Genomic DNA, 19,036 nt, shown 5'->3' with positions numbered 1-19,036 from the left:
ATCCATACGCCGTTGATCACGCATTCGATCAAGCGGCACTGACGCTCAGGCCAGGGCGACGAGATCCGCGTAGTCGGCGCCCCACAGGTCCTCGACGCCGTCGGGCAGCAGGATGATCCGCTCCGGCTGGAGCGCCTCGACGGCGCCCTCGTCGTGCGTGACGAGGACGACCGCGCCCTTGTAGGTGCGCAGCGCGCCGAGGATCTCCTCGCGGCTGGCGGGGTCGAGGTTGTTGGTCGGCTCGTCGAGGAGCAGCACGTTCGCCGAGGACACCACGAGGGTGGCGAGGGCGAGGCGGGTCTTCTCGCCGCCGGAGAGGACACCGGCCGGCTTGTCGACGTCGTCACCGGAGAACAGGAACGAGCCGAGCGTCTTGCGGACCTCCACCAGGTCCAGGTCGGGGGCGGCGGAGCGCATGTTCTCCAGGACCGTGCGCTCGGGGTCGAGGGTCTCGTGCTCCTGCGCGTAGTAGCCGAGCTTGAGGCCGTGGCCCTCGATGACCTGGCCGGTGTCGGGCTGCTCCGCCCCGCCGAGCAGGCGGAGCAGGGTCGTCTTGCCCGCGCCGTTGAGGCCCAGGATGACGACGCGCGAGCCCTTGTCGATGGCCAGGTCGACGTCGGTGAAGATCTCCAGCGACCCGTAGGACTTGGACAGGCCCTCGGCCATCAGGGGGGTCTTGCCGCACGGGGAGGGCTCGGGGAAGCGCAGCTTGGCGACCTTGTCGGACTTGCGCTCGGCCTCCAGGCCGGCCAGCAGCTTGTCCGCCCGGCGGGCCATGTTCTGCGCGGCGACGGTCTTGGTGGCCTTGGCCCGCATCTTGTCGGCCTGCGAGTGCAGCGCGGAGGCCTTCTTCTCGGCGTTCTGCCGCTCGCGCTTGCGGCGCTTCTCGTCGGCCTCGCGCTGCTGCTGGTAGAGCTTCCAGCCCATGTTGTAGATGTCGATCTGGGCGCGGTTGGCGTCCAGGTAGAACACCTTGTTCACGACCGTCTCGACCAGGTCGACGTCGTGGGAGATCACGATGAAGCCGCCGCGGTAGGTCTTCAGGTAGTCGCGCAGCCAGACGATCGAGTCGGCATCGAGGTGGTTGGTGGGCTCGTCGAGCAGCAGGGTGTCCGCGTCGGAGAACAGGATGCGGGCCAGCTCGATACGGCGGCGCTGACCGCCGGAGAGCGTGTGCAGCGGCTGGCCGAGGACCCGGTCGGGCAGGTTGAGCGCGGCGGCGATGGTGGCGGCCTCGGCCTCGGCGGCGTACCCGCCCTTGGTGAGGAACTCCGTCTCCTGGCGCTCGTACTGCCGGAGCGCCTTCTCGCGGGTGGCGCCCTGGCCGTTGGCGATGCGCTGCTCGTTGTCGCGCATCTTGCGGATCAGTACGTCCAGGCCGCGCGCGGACAGGATGCGGTCGCGGGCGAGGATGTCGAGGTCGCCGGTGCGGGGGTCCTGCGGGAGGTAGCCGACCTCGCCGGAGCGGGTGATGGTGCCGCCTGCGGGCATGCCCTCGCCTGCCAGGCATTTGGTGAGGGTGGTCTTCCCCGCGCCGTTGCGGCCGACCAGGCCGATGCGGTCGCCCTTGGCGATGCGGAACGAGGCGTTTTCGATGAGGACGCGGGCACCGGCGCGCAGCTCGATACCGGAGGCGGAGATCACGGACAGACTCCAGGGCGGATACGGGGGCGGGATGGACGAATCAGGGGGTGCCGCGCGTAGCGCGCCGTTGGAAGGGCGGTGGCGGGCGACGGGCGGGCGTTCCCGCCGTCTAATGCGCGAGGAGAATGGCCATGGGGGACAGTCTAACGGGGGCGTGCAACCACTTTTTCTGTGTGCGGGTGTTCGATCACCGGCGGCCGGACGGAGGGCCGTTGTCAGTGGCCGGTGGAAGACTGAACAGCGGGCCGGGGAACGGGCCGGAATCCGGCTCTCCCGGCAGGGGGAACACCCAGCGAGACACGAGGAAGTGATCGCCATGGCAGGCATGTCCGGCGGGCGTCCGAGCATCTACCCGACGCTGCTGTACGCCGACGCGAAGGCGGCGATCCGGCAGCTCACGGAGGCCTTCGGCTTCACGGAGCTGTCGGTGTACGAGGGCGAGGACGGCTCGGTGCTGCACGCCGAGCTGGCGCAGGGTAACGGCGCGGTGATGGTCGGCACCAAGGGCCGGGGCGGCCAGTTCGACGCGGCCATGAAGGACGCCGGCACCACGGGGGTGTACGTGGTGGTGGACGACGTGGACGGGCACCACCGCCGCGCGGTGGACCACGGCGCGGAGGTGCTGATGCCCCCGACGGACCAGGACTACGGCTCACGGGACTACATGGCCCGGGACCTCGAGGGCAACGTGTGGAGCTTCGGGACGTACGCGCCCGAGATAGCGGTCTGACGAACCCGCGGCCCGGGCGCCGGCCCTAGCTGCCGCCGGTGTGCACCTGGAAGGCGGCCCGGCGGACGGCCTTGGCCAGGGCCGGGTCGGGGTGTGCGGCGGCGAGGGCGACCAGCACCTGCACGGTGCGCGGATGTCCCACGGCGCGTACCTCCTCCAGGAGCATCGGGACGGTCGGCTGCACCGCGGACTCCAGGTGGCGCACCAGCAGCGGCGCCTCCCCGTGGTCGGCGACGGCGGCCGCGGTGTCCACCCACAGCCAGGTCGCCTCCTCGCGGGTGAGGACCTCGTGGGCGTCCTCGGGGTCGGCGCCGTCGTGCTCGGCCAGCCACAGCAGCGCGTACGGCCGAAGCGTGGGCTCGTCCAGCACGCCGCGGACGTCCGGCTCGGCGGGGGCGCCGACCACGCGCAGCGCCTCGAAGGCGAGGCCGCGCAGCAGGGCGTCCTCACCGCGAGCGGCGCCGAGAAGCTCGGTGACGGCGCTGCCGACGGGGCGGGCGGCGAGCCAGGCGCGGTACTCGGCGCGGGCCGCGTTCGGGCGCAGCTGGGCACAGCCGCGGAGCATGTCGTCGGCGGCCTGCTCGATGTTCCCGGCGGGGCTCTGCGCGGCGACGCAGATCTGCTCCAGCTTGACCCAGACGGCCCAGCTGCCGAGCGGCGTGAGGGTGGCCTGGCCGTCGCCGTAGGTGAGGGCGCCGACGGAGGCGAGGGCGCGCAGGGCCCAGTCGAGCAGGGGGGCGAGCGGGGCGTCGGTGGGCTCCGGTTCGGCCGGCGGCTCGGGCTGGGGGCCGTAGGGGATCTCGCAGCGGGCGGTGCGCAGCTCGGTGACGCGCTGCTCCAGGAGGTCGAGGAGCTGCTCCACGGGGACGGGCCCGGCGGACAGCTGGAGGAAGGACAGCGCCTGCGGCATGGCGGAGACGACCTCGGCGACGGCGGCGGGCTCGTGCTCCTCGGGCTCCGGGTGGGCGAGCGACCAGGCGTCGAAGAGCGCGACCCAGCCGCGCAGCACGGCACTGTCGTCGCGGTCCCAGGCGCGCAGCCGCCAGCCGGGGCGGGCGCTGTCGCCGTGCACCTCGACGAGGCCGGCGAGGCGGGCGGTGTCCCAGTCGGCTCTGACCTGAGCCGGTGTCAGGCCGAGTTCGCGGGCGGCCCGTTCGGCCGTCGCGTCGGAGAGGGTGGCCTTGCCGTCGTCGGTGGCGCTGTCCCGGCCGGGGCCGAGCGCGGCGTCGGCCCAGCGGGCGACGCGGGCCGCGTCGGCGAGACCTGAGCGTGCCATTCTGGCCAGCTCCGCCGGTGCCGGGGTGCCCTCCGGGGGGCGTGGTGCGGGGCGGCGCGAGCGCCGCTGGTTCATCGCTGGTGGGGCGGCGGCCAGGGGTCGCGGGCGGACGAGTCGAAGCCTGGAGTCGCGCGGGATACGGGACGTCACGGGTGCAGTCTTCCGGTTGACGGTCCGAAAACCCAAACGGAATGTCACGGCGGGCGACGGGGATGGCCAACGCACCGGTTCCCGGGAATGGTCGAGGGCCGCAAATCGGCCAGTGGTACGACGCTAAACGGAATCCTCGCGACCGGTCGGCGGAAGGGGCGGCGGGATGTGGTTGCGCCGGGGCGAAGGGGGCGTGAACGGGGGGAGAAGCCGGAACGGGAGGCCGGGCCGGCGCGTGGGCGGGGACGGCGCGTCACATGAGGGGCGTCAGGAAGCGCCGGAGGGCTTCCTCGTAGGCCTCCGGGTCGGCGTTCCACATGGCTCCGTGAGGTGCGTTGCGGACGGTGCGCAGGGCGACCGTGTCGGGGCGGGCATCGGCGAGCCGGCGGGAGGGCTGCCAGGGGGCGACGGTGTCGTCCGGGCCGTGGAGGACGAGCGCCGGGACGCTCGGCCCGCCGTACGGGACCGGGCCCGCGGCACGGCCGCCGGACAGGCCGGTGCGGCCCTGGGCGGCCCGGACCGCGAGCGGCAGCAGCGCCCCCGGGGTGCGACGGGCCGAGGCCAGGGCGCGCAGGGTGGTCTCCCAGGCGAGCACCGGGGAGTCCAGGACGAGCCCGGAGACACGGTCGCGCAGCCCCGAGTGCGCGGCGGCGCGCAGGGCCATGGTGGCGCCGGTGGACCAGCCGTGCAGGACGACCTGGCGGGCCCCGTAGCGCACGGCGTAGCGGATGGCGGCGTCGAGGTCGCGCCACTCGGTCTCGCCGAGGTGGTTGAGGCCGTCGGGCGGGCGGGGCGCGCCCAGGTCGCCGCGGTAGGCGAGGGCCAGCACCGGGAAGTGGTTGCGGTGCAGGAACGGCATGACGTTCATGGCAAGTTCGCGGGTGGCGCCCAGGCCGTGCACGGCGATCACCCAGGTGTCCCGCTTGCCCGGCACGAACCACGCGGGCAGGGCGCCGAGTTCGCCGGGGACGTCGACGTCGGCGTGTTCGAGTCCGAGGGCGGCGCCCGGGTTGCCGACGTATACGTTCGGCGTGAGCCAGACCTTGTCGCCGGGCTTCATCGTGCCGTGGGTGACGCTCTCCAGGCGGCGCACCACGGTGTCGGCGGGGTGCGGGGCGCCGCCGGTCAGGACGGGGCCGACGACCGCGTGCGAGCCGTTGCCGGACAGGCCGTAGCGGCCGGGGCGCAGGGCGGCGAGGTCCCGGGTGAGGCTGATCTGCCCGGCGGCGGTGCCGTGCACGGTGAGCCGGGGTTCGGTGGGCAGGGGCCTGCCGGGGGGCGCCTTGAGCGCGGCGTCGCTGGCGAGCCGGCCGGCGGCCACCGCGGCGGCGCCGGCACCGATGACGGCGGTGACGGCAGCGGCCGCCGCTTTGACAGTACGCACGGCTCCAGTGTCCCGGCCGGTTCCGCGGGCGACCAGTGGGGCGGAGCGGCGGGGTGACCTCCGCGGACGCCGCGGGGACGGCTCAGCCCCGCTGGCCGTAGCCGCGCAGGCGCTCCTCCACCTCCGCCAGCTGCTCCCGGGACAGCAGGCTCGGGGCCTGGCCGGGCACCGAGGAGGCGGTCAGCCACAGGCGGCACATCCACTCCAGCTGGGCGGTGCGGTCGTAGGCCTGGGCGAGGGTGCTGCCGTGGGTGACGGTGCCGTGGTTCTGGAGGAGGCAGCCGGAGCGGCCGTCGAGGGCGCGGAGCATGTTCTCGGCCAACTCGTCGGTGCCGTACGTGGCATACGGGGCGACTCGGACGGGGCCGCCGAGCGCCGCGGCCATGTAGTGGATCAGCGGCAGTTCGCTCACGAGCGTCGAGACGGCCGTCGCGTGGACGGCGTGGGTGTGGACGACGGCCCGGGCGCCGGTCGTGCGGTAGACCGCGAGGTGCATGGGCAGCTCGCTGGTGGGGACGAGGGTGCCGAGGACCTGCCGGCCGTCGAGGCCGACGCCGGTCACGTCGTCCGGGGTCAGCCGGTCGTAGGGGACGCCCGACGGCGTGACCAGGACGGTGTCCCCGACGCGCACGGAGACGTTGCCGGACGTGCCGACGACGAGTCCGTCCGCGACCGTCCGGCGGGCCGCCGCGACGAGGTCCTCCCAGGCGTCCGCCTCCTCGGGGCGCGCGCTTGTGCGCCGCGGCTCCCCCGCCTCCCGTCCGCCCTCCCGGGCGTCCCCCGTGCCCCACTCGTCGCCTCGCTGCTCAGCCATGCCGCGATCCTGCCAGGCGGGGACTCAACGCGCCCCCCGGCGGGGGCACTTCAGGCCGGAAGCCGGCCTCTGGCAGTACGAGACCGGCGGCGGAACCCTGCCGGGTGACCGGAATCTCTTCAACGGGTCACTCGATCAGCTGAAGCGGTGCGCCCGGGAGCCTGGTCATGGGGCGCCGGGGCGGCCGTCCCGGGGCGTCGCCCGGACCCCCCTGTGCGGTCACCCCTGCGCCCCTCCCAGTTCATCTTCCGTTCACTCAGGTTGCCTACGGTCGTCCAGCCAACGACCTCGAACGATTGCCTGGGTAAATGGAAAGCTTCTCGCTGATCCTCGCGATTGTGGTGGTAACCGCACTCGCGTTCGATTTCACGAACGGTTTCCACGACACCGCGAATGCGATGGCCACCACCATTTCCACGGGCGCCATGAAGCCCAAGGTTGCGGTGGCCATGTCCGCGGTCCTCAACCTGGTCGGCGCCTTCCTGTCCGTCGAAGTCGCCAACACGATCTCCAAGGGCCTCGTCGACGAGGCCGGCATCCGGCCCGAGGTCATCTTCGCCGCCCTGGTCGGCGCGATCCTCTGGAACCTGCTGACGTGGCTGGTCGGTCTGCCGTCCAGTTCCTCGCACGCTCTCATGGGCGGTCTGATCGGCGCCACGATCGCCTCGGCGGGCGTCGGCGCGGTGCACGGCGACGTGCTGGTCACCAAGGTCCTGATCCCGGCGATCGCCGCCCCGCTGGTCGCCGGCATCGCGGCGATGCTGGCCACCCGGCTGACGTACTCCCTCGGCAAGAAGGCCGACGGCGAGGCGTCCCGGAAGGGCTACCGGGCCGGCCAGATCGCGTCGGCGGGCCTGGTCTCCCTGGCACACGGCACCAACGACGCGCAGAAGACGATGGGCATCATCACCCTCGCCCTGGTCGCCGGCGGCACCCTCGCCCCCGACTCCGACCCGCCCATGTGGGTCATCCTCTCCGCGGGCATCGCGATCGCGCTCGGCACCTACCTGGGCGGCTGGCGCATCATCCGCACCATGGGCAAGGGCCTGACCGACCTCCAGCCGCAGCAGGGCTTCGCCGCCCAGACCTCCGCGGCCACGGTCATCCTGGCCTCCTCGCACCTCGGTTTCTCTCTCTCGACGACGCACTCCGTCTCCGGCGCCGTGATGGGCGCGGGGCTCGGCCGCAAGGGCGGTGTCGTCCGCTGGTCGACCGCGACGCGGATGTTCGTCGCCTGGGGTCTGACGCTGCCGGCGGCGGCCCTGGTGGGCGCTGTCGCCGAGTACGTCACCGGCTTCGGCGCCTGGGGTACCGCGGTGGTGGCCGTCTTCCTCGTCGCCTCCTCGGCGGCCATCTGGAAGATCTCCCGGCGTGAGGTCGTCGACCACACCAACGTCAACGACACCGACGACGCGGAGCCCGCGGGCGTGGTGACCACGGCGATGGCCGCGGTGACGCCGCCGCCGGCCGGCACGCCGGCGGAGGAGCCGGTGCCGTCGTTCCCCGCCCAGGCCACCGCCGAGCGGACGGCCTCCACGACCACCACGGTCTGACCCCGCCCACCGGCAACAAGGAAGATTCACCGATATGAAGATCGACTGGGCGGCCCTCGGCTCCGTGTTCGGCGTCAGCCTCGTGGTCACCGTGGCTCTCGTGGCCCTGTTCACCCTCGGCATCACCGGTCTGTCCCGCCGCGAGCGGGCGGTGGCCCAGGGCGGGTCCGCCGGCCTCGCGGTCACCGGCGCGTACGCGTGCTTCGCGGCGTGCGCGGCGGCCGTCGGGTACGGCATCTATCTGATCGTGGCCTGACGGCCCGACCGCACATCGTCCGCCGGGCGGCACGGGACCTGAGTCCCGTGCCGCCCGGTCGTCGTGTGTGCGCGGGGGGCGATGTGGGGTTCTCCACACTCTCCCCTCGCAGGTCAACGGCAAGTTGACGGCGGTTCCCGGCCGTGGTGGACTGCCGGGGCCAATACGGCGGCAGGAGAGGAAGCCGGTGCGAGTCCGGCGCGGTCCCGCCACTGTCACCGGGGTAGTGATCCCCGGGAGCCAGGAACTCTCACCGCCGGTCTCGTCGAACCAGGGCGTGGACACCCTGAGTGAGGACACATATCGCCATGCGCGGCTGCCGATCGAGGTTCAACACCCCACCCCTGCCCGCCCTTCTGGACGGCTGAGCCCATGGGTGCCGGTCGCGTCTTCGCGTACGGCGCCGCCGCCGGTCTGATCGGTGACCTGCTGCTCGGTGATCCCCGCCGGGGGCATCCGGTCGCCGCGTTCGGACGGGCCGCGGGGGCCGTGGAACGGGTGCTGTGGCGGGACCACCGCGGGTGGGGCGCGCTGCACACCGCCGTGTGTGCCGGAGGGGCCGTCGCCCTCGGGTCCGCCGCCGCGCGGGCCGTGCGGACGTCCGCCGTCGCGTCCGTCGCACTGACCGGCGCCGCCACCTGGGCCGTCGTCGGGGGGACTTCACTCGCCCGGGAGGCACGGACCATCGGGCAGGCCCTGGAGGCCGGGGACGTCGAGGCGGCCCGGGCCCGGCTGCCGCATCTGTGCGGGCGGGACCCGCAGGCCCTCGACGCCGACGGCATGGCCCGGGCCGTGGTCGAGTCCGTCGCCGAGAACACCTCCGACGCGGTGGTGGGGGCACTGGTGTGGGGCGCCGTCGGCGGGGTGCCGGGGCTGCTGGGCTTCCGGGCCGTCAACACCCTGGACGCCATGGTCGGGCACAAGTCGGCCCGGTACCGGCGCTACGGCTGGGCCTCCGCGCGGCTGGACGACCTCGCGGGGTGGCCGGGAGCGCGGCTGACCGCCGTACTCGCCGTGCTGGCCGGGCCGGATCCGCGGGGGGCCGTGCGCGCCTGGCGGGCCGACGCGGTGCGGCATCCGAGTCCCAACGCCGGGCCCGTGGAGGCCTCGTTCGCCGGGGCGCTCGGGGTGCGGCTCGGCGGGACGCTCTCGTACGGCGGGCGGGTGGAGCACCGGCCCGTGCTGAACACGCGGGGGCGGTCCGTCGGCACGCATGACGTCGAGCGGGCCGTGCGGCTGTCGAAGCGCGTCACCTGGCTCGCGCTCGGGGTGTGCGCCGGGGCGCGGTTGCTGATGAGCGCGCGGTCATCGAACAGGGGGAAATGACATGAGCGGTGGGCTTCTCGTCGCCGGTACCACCTCCGACGCCGGCAAGAGCGTCGTGACCGCCGGGATCTGCCGGTGGCTGGTGCGCCAGGGCGTCAAGGTCGCGCCCTTCAAGGCGCAGAACATGTCCCTGAACTCCTTCGTGACGACGGAGGGAGCCGAGATCGGACGGGCCCAGGCCATGCAGGCTCAGGCCTGCCGGGTCGAGCCGACCGCGCTGATGAACCCCGTGCTGCTCAAGCCCGGTGGCGAGCAGAGCAGTCAGGTCGTGCTGCTGGGCAAGCCGGTCGGGGAGCTGAGCGCACGCGGCTACCACGGCGGACGGCAGCAGCAGTTGCTCGGGACGGTGCTGGACTGCCTGGAGCAGTTGCGGGGCACGTATGACGCGGTGATCTGTGAGGGGGCCGGTTCTCCCGCCGAGATCAATCTGCGGCGAACGGACATCGTGAACATGGGGATCGCCCGGAACGCCGGGCTGCCCGTGCTCGTCGTCGGCGACATCGACCGGGGCGGGGTGTTCGCCTCGTTCTTCGGGACGGTGGCGCTGCTGTCGCCCGAGGACCAGGCCTGTGTCGCCGGGTTCCTCGTCAACAAGTTCCGCGGGGACGTCTCCCTGCTGGAGCCGGGGCTGGACATGCTGCTCGGGCTCACGGGTCGGCGGACCTACGGTGTGCTGCCGTTCCGGCACGGGCTCGGGATCGACGAGGAGGACGGGCTCAGGGTCTCCCTGCGCGGGACCGTGCGGGAGTCCGTCGTCGCCCCGCCCGTCGGTGAGGACGTGCTGCGCGTCGCGGTCTGTGCCGTGCCGCTCATGTCCAACTTCACCGACGTGGACGCGCTGGCCGCCGAACCGGGCGTCGTGGTGCGGTTCGTGGACCGGCCGGAGGAACTGTCCGACGCCGACCTCGTCATCGTGCCCGGCACTCGCGGGACGGTCCGGGCACTGGAGTGGCTGCGCGAGCGCGGGCTCGCCGACGCCCTGGTCCGCAGGGCCGCCGAGCAGCGGCCCGTGCTCGGCATCTGCGGCGGCTTCCAGATCCTCGGTGAGCACATCGAGGACGACGTCGAGAGCCGCCGGGGCCACGTCGACGGGCTCGGGATCCTGCCCGTGCGGGTGCGGTTCGCCCGCGAGAAGACCCTCACGCGACCGGCGGGCGAGGCCTTCGGGGAGCACGTCGAGGGCTACGAGATCCACCACGGGGTCGCCGACGTCACCGGCGGAGACCCCTTCCTGGACGGCTGCCGGGTCGGCCAGACCTGGGGTACGCACTGGCACGGCTCGCTGGAGTCGGACGGCTTCCGGCGGGCCTTTCTGCGCAAGGTGGCGGCCGCCGCGGGCCGTCGCTTCGTGCCCGCTCCGGACACCTCGTTCGCCGCGCTGCGCGAGGAGCAGCTCGACCGGCTCGGCGACCTGATCGAACAGCACGCGGACACCGACGCGCTGTGGCGGCTCATCGAGTCCGGCGCGCCACAAGGACTGCCCTTCATTCCACCGGGAGCGCCCGCATGAGCACTGTGTTGTTGTTGTCGACCGCCGACACGGACCTGCTGGCGGCCCGGGCCGCCTCCGGTGCCGACTACCGGATCGGCAACCCGACCCGCGTGGACGTCCGGGAGGAGCTTCCGGCCCTGCTGGACGGGGCGTCCATCGCAGTCGTCCGGCTGCTCGGCGGCAAGCGGGCCTGGGAGGACGGGCTCGCCGCGCTGAAGGCCTCCGGCATCCCGACCGTGCTGCTCGGCGGCGAGGCCGTGCCGGACGCGGAGCTGATGGCCGAGTCGTCCGTGCCGGCCGGTGTCGTCGCGGAGGCGCTGAAGTACCTCGTGGAGGGCGGGCCGGAGAACCTGACCGAGCTCGCCCGGTTCCTCTCCGACACCGTGCTGCTGACGGGCGAGGGGTTCGTCGAGCCGCGGAAAATGCCCGAGTACGGCGTCCACGGCGAGCGCACCCGCGTGGAGGGCCGTCCGACCGTCGGCGTGCTCTTCTACCGGGCCCACGAACTGAGCGGAAACACCGCCTTCGTCGACACCCTGTGCGACGCGATCGAGGCGCGCGGCGCCAACGCGCTGCCGGTGTACTGCGGTTCGCTGCGCGGCGCGGACGAGGGGCTGTACGAGATCCTCGGGCAGGCCGACGCCCTCGTCGCCACGGTCCTCGCGGCCGGCGGCACCCACGCCTCGCAGGCCTCGGCGGGCGGTGACGAGGAGGCCTGGGACATCGGCGCCCTCGCCGAACTGGACATCCCCGTGCTGCAGGGCCTGTGCCTGACGTCGTCGCGGCAGGCCTGGGCGGACTCGGACGCCGCCCTGTCCCCCATGGACGCCGCGATGCAGGTGGCGATCCCGGAGTTCGACGGGCGGCTGATCACCGTGCCGTTCTCCTTCAAGGAGCAGGGTCCGGACGACGTGCCCGTGTACGTCGCCGACCCGGAGCGTGCGGGACGCGTCGCCGGCATCGCCGTACGGCACGCGCGGCTGAAGCACAAGGAGAACGCCGAGAAGAAGCTCGCCCTGGTCTTCACCGCGTACCCGACCAAACACTCGCGGGTCGGCAACGCGGTCGGTCTTGACACCCCGGCCTCGGCGGTGCGGGTGCTGGACGCGCTGCGGGACGCCGGGTACGTCGTGGAGGGACACCCGGACGAGGGGGACGAGCTGATCCACCGGCTCATCAACGCCGGTGGGCACGACGTGGAGTGGCTGACGGAGGAGCAGCTGGCCGCCGCGCCCGCGCGGGTTCCGCTGGCCGACTACCGAGCCTGGTTCGAGAAGCTCGACCCGGAGCTGAAGGACGCCATGACCGAGGCGTGGGGCGAGCCGCCGGGCAGTCTCTACGTCGACGGCGACGACATCGTGCTGGCGTCCCTGCAGTTCGGGAACGTCGTCGTGATGATCCAGCCGCCGCGCGGTTTCGGTGAGAACCCGATCGCGATCTACCACGACCCGGACATGCCGCCGTCCCACCACTACATGGCGGCCTACCGGTGGCTGGAGAACAGTTTCGGCGCTGACGCGATCGTCCACATGGGCAAGCACGGCACCATGGAGTGGCTGCCCGGCAAGGGCCTCGGGCTCAGCGGCGGCTGCGCCCCGGACGCGGTCCTCGGCGACCTGCCGCTGGTCTACCCGTTCATCGTCAACGACCCGGGCGAGGGCACCCAGGCCAAGCGGCGCGGGCACGCCACGGTCGTCGACCACCTAGTGCCGCCGATGGCCCGGGCCGACACCTACGGCGACCTCGCCAAGCTGGAGCAGCTCCTCGACGAGTACGCGCTGGTCTCCGACCTGGACCCGGCGAAGGCCCCGACCGTGCGCGCCCAGATCTGGACGCTGGTCAAGGCCGCCGAACTCCACCACGACCTGCACGTCGACGAGCAGCCGGACGACGCGGAGTTCGACGAGTTCGTCATGCACATCGACGGCTATCTGTGCGAGATCAAGGACGTGCAGATCCGCGACGGCCTGCACATCCTGGGCGGCGGGCCGGTCGGTGAGCCGCGCGTCAACCTCGTGCTGGCCGTGCTGCGCGCCTCGCAGGTGTGGGGCGGGCAGGCCAACGCACTGCCGGGCCTGCGGGCGTCGCTGGCGCAGCACTTCGGGCTGGTGGAGAAGGAACTGCTCGCCGAGCCGGGCGCTCCGGTGAAGGTGCCCGTCGAGCTGACGGACCTGGTGGACGGTCCGGCCCGCAGCGCCGCCGACGCGATCGACCTGCTGGAGCAGCTGTGCCGGCGGATCGCGGAGGGCATGGAGGAGCGCGGCTGGGCGGTCGCCGAGAGCGCGCCGCTGGTCCGGGAGGTCCTCGGCACCGAACTGCCCGACGCGGTCGCCGTGCTGGAGTTCGCCTGCACCGAGGTCGTGCCCCGGCTGGAGAAAACCACTGATGAGATCGGGCACATCCTGCGGGCCCTGAACGGCGGTTACGTCCCGGCCGGCCCGTCCGGCTCGCCGACCCGCGGGCTCGTCAACGTCCTGCCGACGGGCCGCAACTTCTACTCCGTCGACCCCAAGGCCATTCCGTCCCGGCTGAGCTGGGAGATCGGGCAGTCGCTCGCCGACTCGCTGGTGCAGCGGTATCTGCAGGACACCGGCGAGTACCCGACGTCCGTCGGCCTGACGGTGTGGGGCACCTCCGCGATGCGCACCCAGGGCGACGACATCGCCGAGATCCTGGCGCTGCTGGGCTGCCGGCCGGTGTGGGACGACGCCTCGCGGCGGGTGACCGGGTTCGAGGTGATCCCCCTCGCGGAGCTCGGCCGGCCGCGCATCGACGTGACGGTCCGCATCTCGGGCTTCTTCCGCGACGCGTTCCCGCACGTCGTGGGCCTGATCGACGACGCCGTGCGCAAGGTCGCCGAGCTGGACGAGCCGGCCGAGTCCAACTACGTCCGGGCCCACGCCGACCAGGACACCGCCGAGCACGGCGACCGCCGCCGGGCCACGGCCCGCATCTTCGGCTCCAAGCCGGGGGCGTACGGGGCCGGTCTGCTGCCGCTGATCGACGCCCGCAACTGGCGCTCCGACGCCGACCTCGCCGAGGTGTACGCGGTGTGGGGCGGCTACGCCTACGGGCGGGGGCTCGACGGGCGGGCCGCGCGCGGGGACATGGAGACGGCGTTCAAGCGGATCGCCGTCGCCGCGAAGAACGTCGACACCCGTGAGCACGACCTGGTCGACGCCGACGACTACTTCCAGTACCACGGCGGCATGGTCGCCATGGTCCGGCACCTCACGGGCGCGAGCCCCGAGGCGTACGTCGGCGACTCGGCCACCCCCGACCAGGTGAAGACCCGCACGCTCGGCGAGGAGACGCACCGCGTGTTCCGCGCCCGGGTGGTCAACCCGCGCTGGATGGCGGCCATGCGGCGGCACGGCTACAAGGGCGCCTTCGAGATGGCGGCGACCGTGGACTACCTGTTCGGGTACGACGCCACGGCCGGGGTCGTGGACGACTGGATGTACGAGAAGCTCAGCGCCGAGTACGTCTTCGACCCGGAGAACCGGGACTTCATGAAGAAGTCCAACCCCTGGGCGCTGCGCGGCATCACCGAACGGCTGCTGGAGGCCGCCGACCGCGGACTGTGGGCCGAGCCGGACGCGGAGACGCTGGAGCGGCTGCGCGCCACCTATCTGGAACTCGAAGGCGACCTGGAGGGCGACGAGAAGTGACCACCCCCTTTCCGTTCACGGCCGTCGTCGGCCAGGACGACCTGCGGCTCGCGCTGCTGCTGAACGCCGTGTCCCCGGCGGTCGGCGGTGTGCTGGTGCGCGGTGAGAAGGGCACGGCCAAGTCGACGGCGGTGCGGGCGCTGTCGGCGCTGCTGCCTGAGGTCCCGGTCGTCCCCGGCTGCCGTTTCTCCTGCGACCCCGCCTCCCCCGACCCGGGGTGCCCGGACGGGCCCCACGAGGCCGGCGGCGGTGCCGAGCGGCCCGCGCGCATGGTCGAACTGCCCGTCGGCGCCTCCGAGGACCGGCTCGTGGGCGCGCTGGACATCGAGCGGGCCCTGTCGGAGGGCGTGAAGGCCTTCGAGCCGGGCCTGCTCGCCGACGCGCACCGCGGGATCCTCTACGTCGACGAGGTCAACCTCCTCCACGACCACCTGGTCGACCTGCTGCTGGACGCCGCCGCGATGGGCGCCTCGTACGTCGAGCGCGAGGGCGTCTCGGTGCGGCACGCCGCCCGTTTCCTGCTCGTCGGCACGATGAACCCCGAGGAGGGCGAGCTGCGGCCGCAGCTGCTCGACCGGTTCGGGCTGACCGTCGAGGTCACGGCCTCCCGTGAGCCCGACCAGCGGGTGGAGGTCGTCCGGCGGCGGCTTGCCTACGACGACGATCCGGGCGGGTTCGCCGCGCGCTGGGCCGATGAGGAGGCCGCCGTCCGGGCCCGGATCGTCGCCGCGCGGGAGCTGCTGCCGTCCGTGCGGCTGGGCGACGGGGCGCTGCGGCAGATCGCGGCGACCTGTGCGGCCTTCGAGGTGGACGGTATGCGCGCCGACATCGTGATGGCGCGGACCGCCACCGCGCTGGCGGCCTGGGCCGGGCGCACGGACGTGCTCGCGGAGGACGTCCGGCAGGCGGCGCTGCTCGCGCTGCCGCACCGGCGGCGGCGCAACCCCTTCGACGCGCCGGGGCTCGACGAGGACAAGCTCGACGAGACGCTGGAGGAGTTCGGCGGCTCGGACGACGACGACCCGGATCCGGACCAAGGTCCTGACGGGCCCGGCGGGGGCGGCGGACAGCCGGAGCCCGACGACGCGCCCCAGGGCGGCGATGACACCGCGGCCCGGCCCGAGGCCGGCGAGAACGGGCAGCCGCAGCCCTCGGGGGCCGGCGAGCAGTCGGCCGTACGGGCTTCCGAGCCGTTCCGCACCAAGGTGCTGAGCGTGCCCGGGATCGGCGAGGGTGCCGCCGGGCGGCGGTCCCGGGCGCGGACCGAGCACGGGCGGACGACCGGGGCCCGGCGGCCCCGGGGCGCGCTCACCAAGCTGCACCTGGCGGCGACCGTGCAGGCGGCGGCGCCGCATCAGCGGGCGCGCGGGCGGTCCGGTCCGGGCCTGGTGGTGCGCCGGGACGATCTGCGGCAGGCCACCCGTGAGGGGCGCGAGGGCAACCTCGTGCTGTTCGTCGTGGACGCCTCCGGGTCGATGGCGGCCCGGCAGCGGATGAGCGCCGTGAAGGGCGCCGTGCTGTCGCTGCTGCTGGACGCCTACCAGCGGCGGGACAAGGTGGGCCTGGTGACCTTCCGCGGCACGGGCGCGGACGTCGCGCTGCCGCCGACCTCGTCGGTGGACGCGGCGGCGGCCCGGCTTGAGACGCTGCCGACGGGCGGGCGTACGCCGCTCGCGGCGGGGCTGCTGCGCGCCCATGACGTGCTGCGTGTGGAGCGGCTGCGCGATCCCGCGCGGCGGCCGCTGGTCGTGGTGGTGACGGACGGGCGGGCCACCGGCGGCCCCGAGCCGGTCGCCCTCGCCGGGCGGGCGGCCCGGCTGTTCGCGGCCGACGGGGTCGCCTCCGTCGTCGTGGACTGCGAGTCGGGGCCGGTACGGCTCGGGCTCGCCGGGCAGCTCGCCGGTGAACTGGGCGGAACGGCCGTGACATTGGACGAGCTGCGCGCGGACAGCATCGCCGGGCTCGTGAAGGACGTGCAGAGGAGGGCCGCGTAATGCCGCAGGGACAGCCGAGTGTGGTGCCGGACGACGGGCTGACGACGCGGCAGCGCCGGAACCGGCCGCTGGTCGTCGTGCACACGGGCGTCGGCAAGGGCAAGTCCACCGCCGCCTTCGGGCTCGCGCTGCGGGCCTGGAACCAGGGGTGGCCCATCGGGGTGTTCCAGTTCGTCAAGTCGGCGAAGTGGAAGGTCGGCGAGGAGAACGCGCTGCGGGTGCTCGGCGCCTCCGGCGAGGGCGGGACCGTCGACTGGCACAAGATGGGCGAGGGCTGGTCCTGGGTGCAGCGCGATGCCCAGATGGACAACGAGGAGAAGGCCCGGGAGGGCTGGGAGCAGGTCAAGCGGGACCTGGCGGCCGAGACGTACAAGCTGTACGTGCTGGACGAGTTCGCCTACCCGATGCACTGGGGCTGGGTGGACACGGACGAGGTGATCTCCGTGCTGCGCGAGCGGCCCGGGACGCAGCACGTCGTCATCACCGGGCGGAACGCGCCCGAGAAGCTCGTGGACTTCGCCGACCTGGTGACCGACATGTCCAAGGTCAAGCACCCGATGGACGCGGGCCAGAAGGGCCAGAGGGGCATCGAGTGGTGAGTGCTTCCGTCCCACGGCTGGTCATCGCCGCGCCCTCCTCGGGCAGTGGCAAGACCACCGTCGCCACGGGGTTGATGGCCGCGTTCGCCGCGCGGGGGCTCGCCGTGTCCCCGCACAAGGTCGGGCCGGACTACATCGACCCCGGGTACCACGCGCTCGCGACCGGGCGGGTGGGACGGAACCTCGACGCGTACCTGTGCGGGCCCGAGCTGGTCGGGCCGCTGTTCCTGCACGGGGCGCAGGGGTGTGACATCGCCGTCGTCGAGGGTGTGATGGGGCTGTACGACGGGGCTGCGGGCGAGGGGGAACTCGCGTCCACGGCTCATGTCGCGAAGCTGCTCGGGGCGCCGGTGGTGCTGGTCGTGGACGCGTCGTCGCAGTCCCGGTCGGTGGCGGCGCTGGTGCACGGGTTCGCCTCCTGGGACCCGGAGGTGCGGGTCGGGGGCGTGATCCTGAACAAGGTCGCCTCGGACCGGCACGAGGAGCTGTTGCGGGAGGCGCTGGAGCAGGCCGGGGTGCCGGTGCTGGGGGTGTTGCGGCGGGCTGCGCAGGTGTCCACGCCTTCTCGGCACCTCGGGCTGGTTCCCGTTGCCGAACGCCAGGGTGCTGCGGTCGAGGCCGTTGCTGCGATGGCTGCGCAGGTGGCCGACGGGTGTGACCTCGGGGCGTTGGAAGCACTGGCACGTGCAGCCGGTGCCGTACCAGGGGGCTCCGCCCCCTGGACCCCCGCCTCGCCCGCCCACCACCCGACACGGCCGGACGAAGCGGTTGAGCACCGCGCGCCCGTCGTCGCCGTCGCCGCTGGGTCCGCCTTCACCTTCTCCTACGCCGAGCACACCGAGCTTCTCTCCGCGGCCGGTGCCGACGTCGTCCCCTTCGACCCCCTGCGGGACGAGGAACTGCCCGAAGGGACCGCCGGGTTGGTGGTCGGGGGTGGGTTTCCCGAGGTGTACGCCTCCGAGCTGTCCGCCAACGAACCGATGCGGAAGGCCGTCGCCGAGCTGGCGGGCAGCGGTGCTCCCGTCGCCGCCGAGTGCGCCGGGCTGCTGTACCTGTGCCGGGAGCTGGACGGGCTGCCGATGTGCGGTGTGCTGGACGCCGGGGCGCGGATGAGCGAGCGGCTCACGCTGGGCTACCGGGACGCCGTGGCCATCGGCGACAGTGTGCTCGCGGCGGCCGGGACGCGGATGCGCGGGCACGAGTTCCACCGGACCGTCGTGGAGCCCGGCTCGGGAGCGGAGCCCGCCTGGGGGGTCCGTGGCCCCCGGCCCCGGGTCGAAGGTTTCGTACAGCGCGGTGTGCACGCGAGTTATCTGCACACGCACTGGGCGTCCGAGCCCGGTGTCGCCCATCGGTTCGTGGAGAGGTGCCGGACGTCATGAACAGCAGGCTGGTCGGAGTCGGGGTGGGCCCCGGGGATCCGGAGCTGGTGACCGTCAAGGGCGTGAACGCCCTGCGGGAGGCGGACGTCGTCGTCGTGCCCGTGATGGACACCATGGAACGCGGCCGGGCCGAGGCGACCGTGTTGCACTACGTGCCCGGGGAGAAGGTCGTCCGGGTCGTGTTCGCGCTGAACGAGCGCAGCGACCGGGGGCGGCGCGAGGCCGCCTGGGACGCGGCCGGGGACCGGGTCGCCGAACTGCTGCGCGCGCACGACGCCGTGGCCTTCGCGACCATCGGGGACCCCAACGTGTACTCGACGTTCACCTACCTCGCGCAGACCATCGCCGAGCTGGTGCCGGGAACCGTCGTCGAGACCGTGCCCGGGATCACCGCCATGCAGGACCTCGCAGCCCGGTCGGGCGCCGTGCTGACCGAGGGCACCGAGCCGCTCACGCTCGTGCCGGTCACCGCCGGGGCGGCCGTGCTGAAGGACGCCCTGGCCGGGCCCGGGACCGTGGTCGCCTACAAGTTCGGGCGGCAGGCGCACGAGGTCGCCGAGGCGCTGCGGGAGACCGGGCGGCTCGCCGACGCCGTGTGGGGATCGGCGCTGGGGCTTCCGGAGGAGTCCGTGCGCCCGGCCGCCGAGCTCGACGAGACGCCCCTGCCCTACCTGTCGACGCTCATCGCACCCGCCCGGCGCGAGGGCGGCCGGGGCGGCAAGCTCTGACCCCCCCCGTCCTGCATCACCCCCCTTCACCCCCTGT

At 73.4% G+C, this 19,036-nt stretch carries 14 protein-coding genes and 1 riboswitch; of the genes, 10 read left to right on the top strand and 4 right to left on the bottom strand.

The genetic code is table 11. The features are described from left to right. Nucleotides 1-45 precede the first annotated feature (45 nt). Nucleotides 46-1,644, bottom strand: coding sequence for an ABC-F family ATP-binding cassette domain-containing protein (locus OO68_RS24390; RefSeq protein WP_033310915.1), 1,599 nt, complete (start codon nt 1,642-1,644; stop codon nt 46-48). Nucleotides 1,645-1,960: 316 nt separating this feature from the next. Here OO68_RS24390 and OO68_RS24385 point away from each other — a divergent pair, with 316 nt between their 5' ends. Next, the gene (locus OO68_RS24385; protein ID WP_033310913.1) at nt 1,961-2,374 is read left to right on the top strand and encodes a VOC family protein; all 414 of its coding nucleotides are present in this window, start codon (nt 1,961-1,963) and stop codon (nt 2,372-2,374) included. 25 nt (nt 2,375-2,399) lie between these two features. Here OO68_RS24385 and OO68_RS24380 read toward each other — a convergent pair whose 3' ends face one another. The 3 genes from OO68_RS24380 to OO68_RS24370 all read right to left on the bottom strand — a co-directional run bounded on the left by OO68_RS24380 (nt 2,400) and on the right by OO68_RS24370 (nt 5,998). Continuing rightward, nucleotides 2,400-3,800, bottom strand: a complete 1,401-nt coding sequence (locus tag OO68_RS24380; protein ID WP_209442613.1) for a hypothetical protein — start codon at nt 3,798-3,800, stop codon at nt 2,400-2,402. 253 nt (nt 3,801-4,053) lie between these two features. Further along, nucleotides 4,054-5,184 carry an alpha/beta hydrolase gene (locus tag OO68_RS24375; RefSeq protein ID WP_033310909.1) on the bottom strand — a complete coding sequence of 377 codons (1,131 nt, stop codon included), beginning with the start codon at nt 5,182-5,184 and terminating at the stop codon, nt 4,054-4,056. Nucleotides 5,185-5,266: 82 nt separating this feature from the next. Beyond that, nucleotides 5,267-5,998: a class II aldolase/adducin family protein gene (locus tag OO68_RS24370; RefSeq protein ID WP_033310907.1), complete on the bottom strand. Its 732-nt coding sequence runs from the start codon at nt 5,996-5,998 to the stop codon at nt 5,267-5,269. A 308-nt stretch (nt 5,999-6,306) separates the two neighbouring features. On the opposite strand from OO68_RS24370, the gene OO68_RS24365 reads away from it, so the two are divergent. The 9 genes from OO68_RS24365 to cobI all read left to right on the top strand — a co-directional run bounded on the left by OO68_RS24365 (nt 6,307) and on the right by cobI (nt 18,999). After that, nucleotides 6,307-7,551 (top strand): inorganic phosphate transporter, encoded by a 1,245-nt coding sequence (locus tag OO68_RS24365; protein ID WP_033310905.1) that lies wholly within the window; start codon nt 6,307-6,309, stop codon nt 7,549-7,551. 34 nt (nt 7,552-7,585) lie between these two features. Continuing rightward, the gene (locus tag OO68_RS24360) at nt 7,586-7,807 is read left to right on the top strand and encodes a hypothetical protein (protein WP_033310903.1); all 222 of its coding nucleotides are present in this window, start codon (nt 7,586-7,588) and stop codon (nt 7,805-7,807) included. 114 nt (nt 7,808-7,921) lie between these two features. Beyond that, nucleotides 7,922-8,079, top strand: a riboswitch (cobalamin riboswitch). A gap of 100 nt (nt 8,080-8,179) precedes the next feature. Continuing rightward, nucleotides 8,180-9,133, top strand: a complete 954-nt coding sequence (locus tag OO68_RS24355; protein WP_033310901.1) for a cobalamin biosynthesis protein — start codon at nt 8,180-8,182, stop codon at nt 9,131-9,133. A 1-nt stretch (nt 9,134) separates the two neighbouring features. Beyond that, the gene (locus tag OO68_RS24350) at nt 9,135-10,643 is read left to right on the top strand and encodes a cobyric acid synthase (RefSeq protein WP_033310900.1); all 1,509 of its coding nucleotides are present in this window, start codon (nt 9,135-9,137) and stop codon (nt 10,641-10,643) included. Continuing rightward, entirely contained in the window at nt 10,640-14,296 is a 3,657-nt protein-coding gene (gene cobN, locus OO68_RS24345) for a cobaltochelatase subunit CobN (RefSeq protein WP_033310899.1), read from the top strand. Before OO68_RS24350 ends, cobN begins: the two co-directional genes overlap by 4 nt. Next, on the top strand, nt 14,293-16,290 hold the full coding sequence (locus tag OO68_RS24340; RefSeq protein WP_033310898.1) for a putative cobaltochelatase: 1,998 nt from the start codon (nt 14,293-14,295) through the stop codon (nt 16,288-16,290). Before cobN ends, OO68_RS24340 begins: the two co-directional genes overlap by 4 nt. Further along, complete coding sequence (cobO, locus tag OO68_RS24335) at nt 16,290-16,889, top strand: cob(I)yrinic acid a,c-diamide adenosyltransferase (RefSeq protein WP_033310897.1); 600 nt, start codon at nt 16,290-16,292, stop codon at nt 16,887-16,889. Before OO68_RS24340 ends, cobO begins: the two co-directional genes overlap by 1 nt. Then, on the top strand, nt 16,886-18,271 hold the full coding sequence (locus OO68_RS24330) for a cobyrinic acid a,c-diamide synthase CobB (protein WP_033311030.1): 1,386 nt from the start codon (nt 16,886-16,888) through the stop codon (nt 18,269-18,271). Before cobO ends, OO68_RS24330 begins: the two co-directional genes overlap by 4 nt. Continuing rightward, nucleotides 18,268-18,999 carry a precorrin-2 C(20)-methyltransferase gene (gene cobI / locus OO68_RS24325; protein ID WP_106974406.1) on the top strand — a complete coding sequence of 244 codons (732 nt, stop codon included), beginning with the start codon at nt 18,268-18,270 and terminating at the stop codon, nt 18,997-18,999. The genes OO68_RS24330 and cobI overlap by 4 nt, the downstream gene beginning before the upstream one ends. Nucleotides 19,000-19,036: the final 37 nt, after the last annotated feature.

The sequence above is a fragment of the Streptomyces iakyrus genome (assembly GCF_000717055.1).
Classification (GTDB): Bacteria; Actinomycetota; Actinomycetes; order Streptomycetales; family Streptomycetaceae; genus Streptomyces; species Streptomyces iakyrus.
The sequence above is the reverse complement of the archived record's forward strand: the minus strand, read 5'-3'. Positions and strand labels throughout refer to the sequence as shown.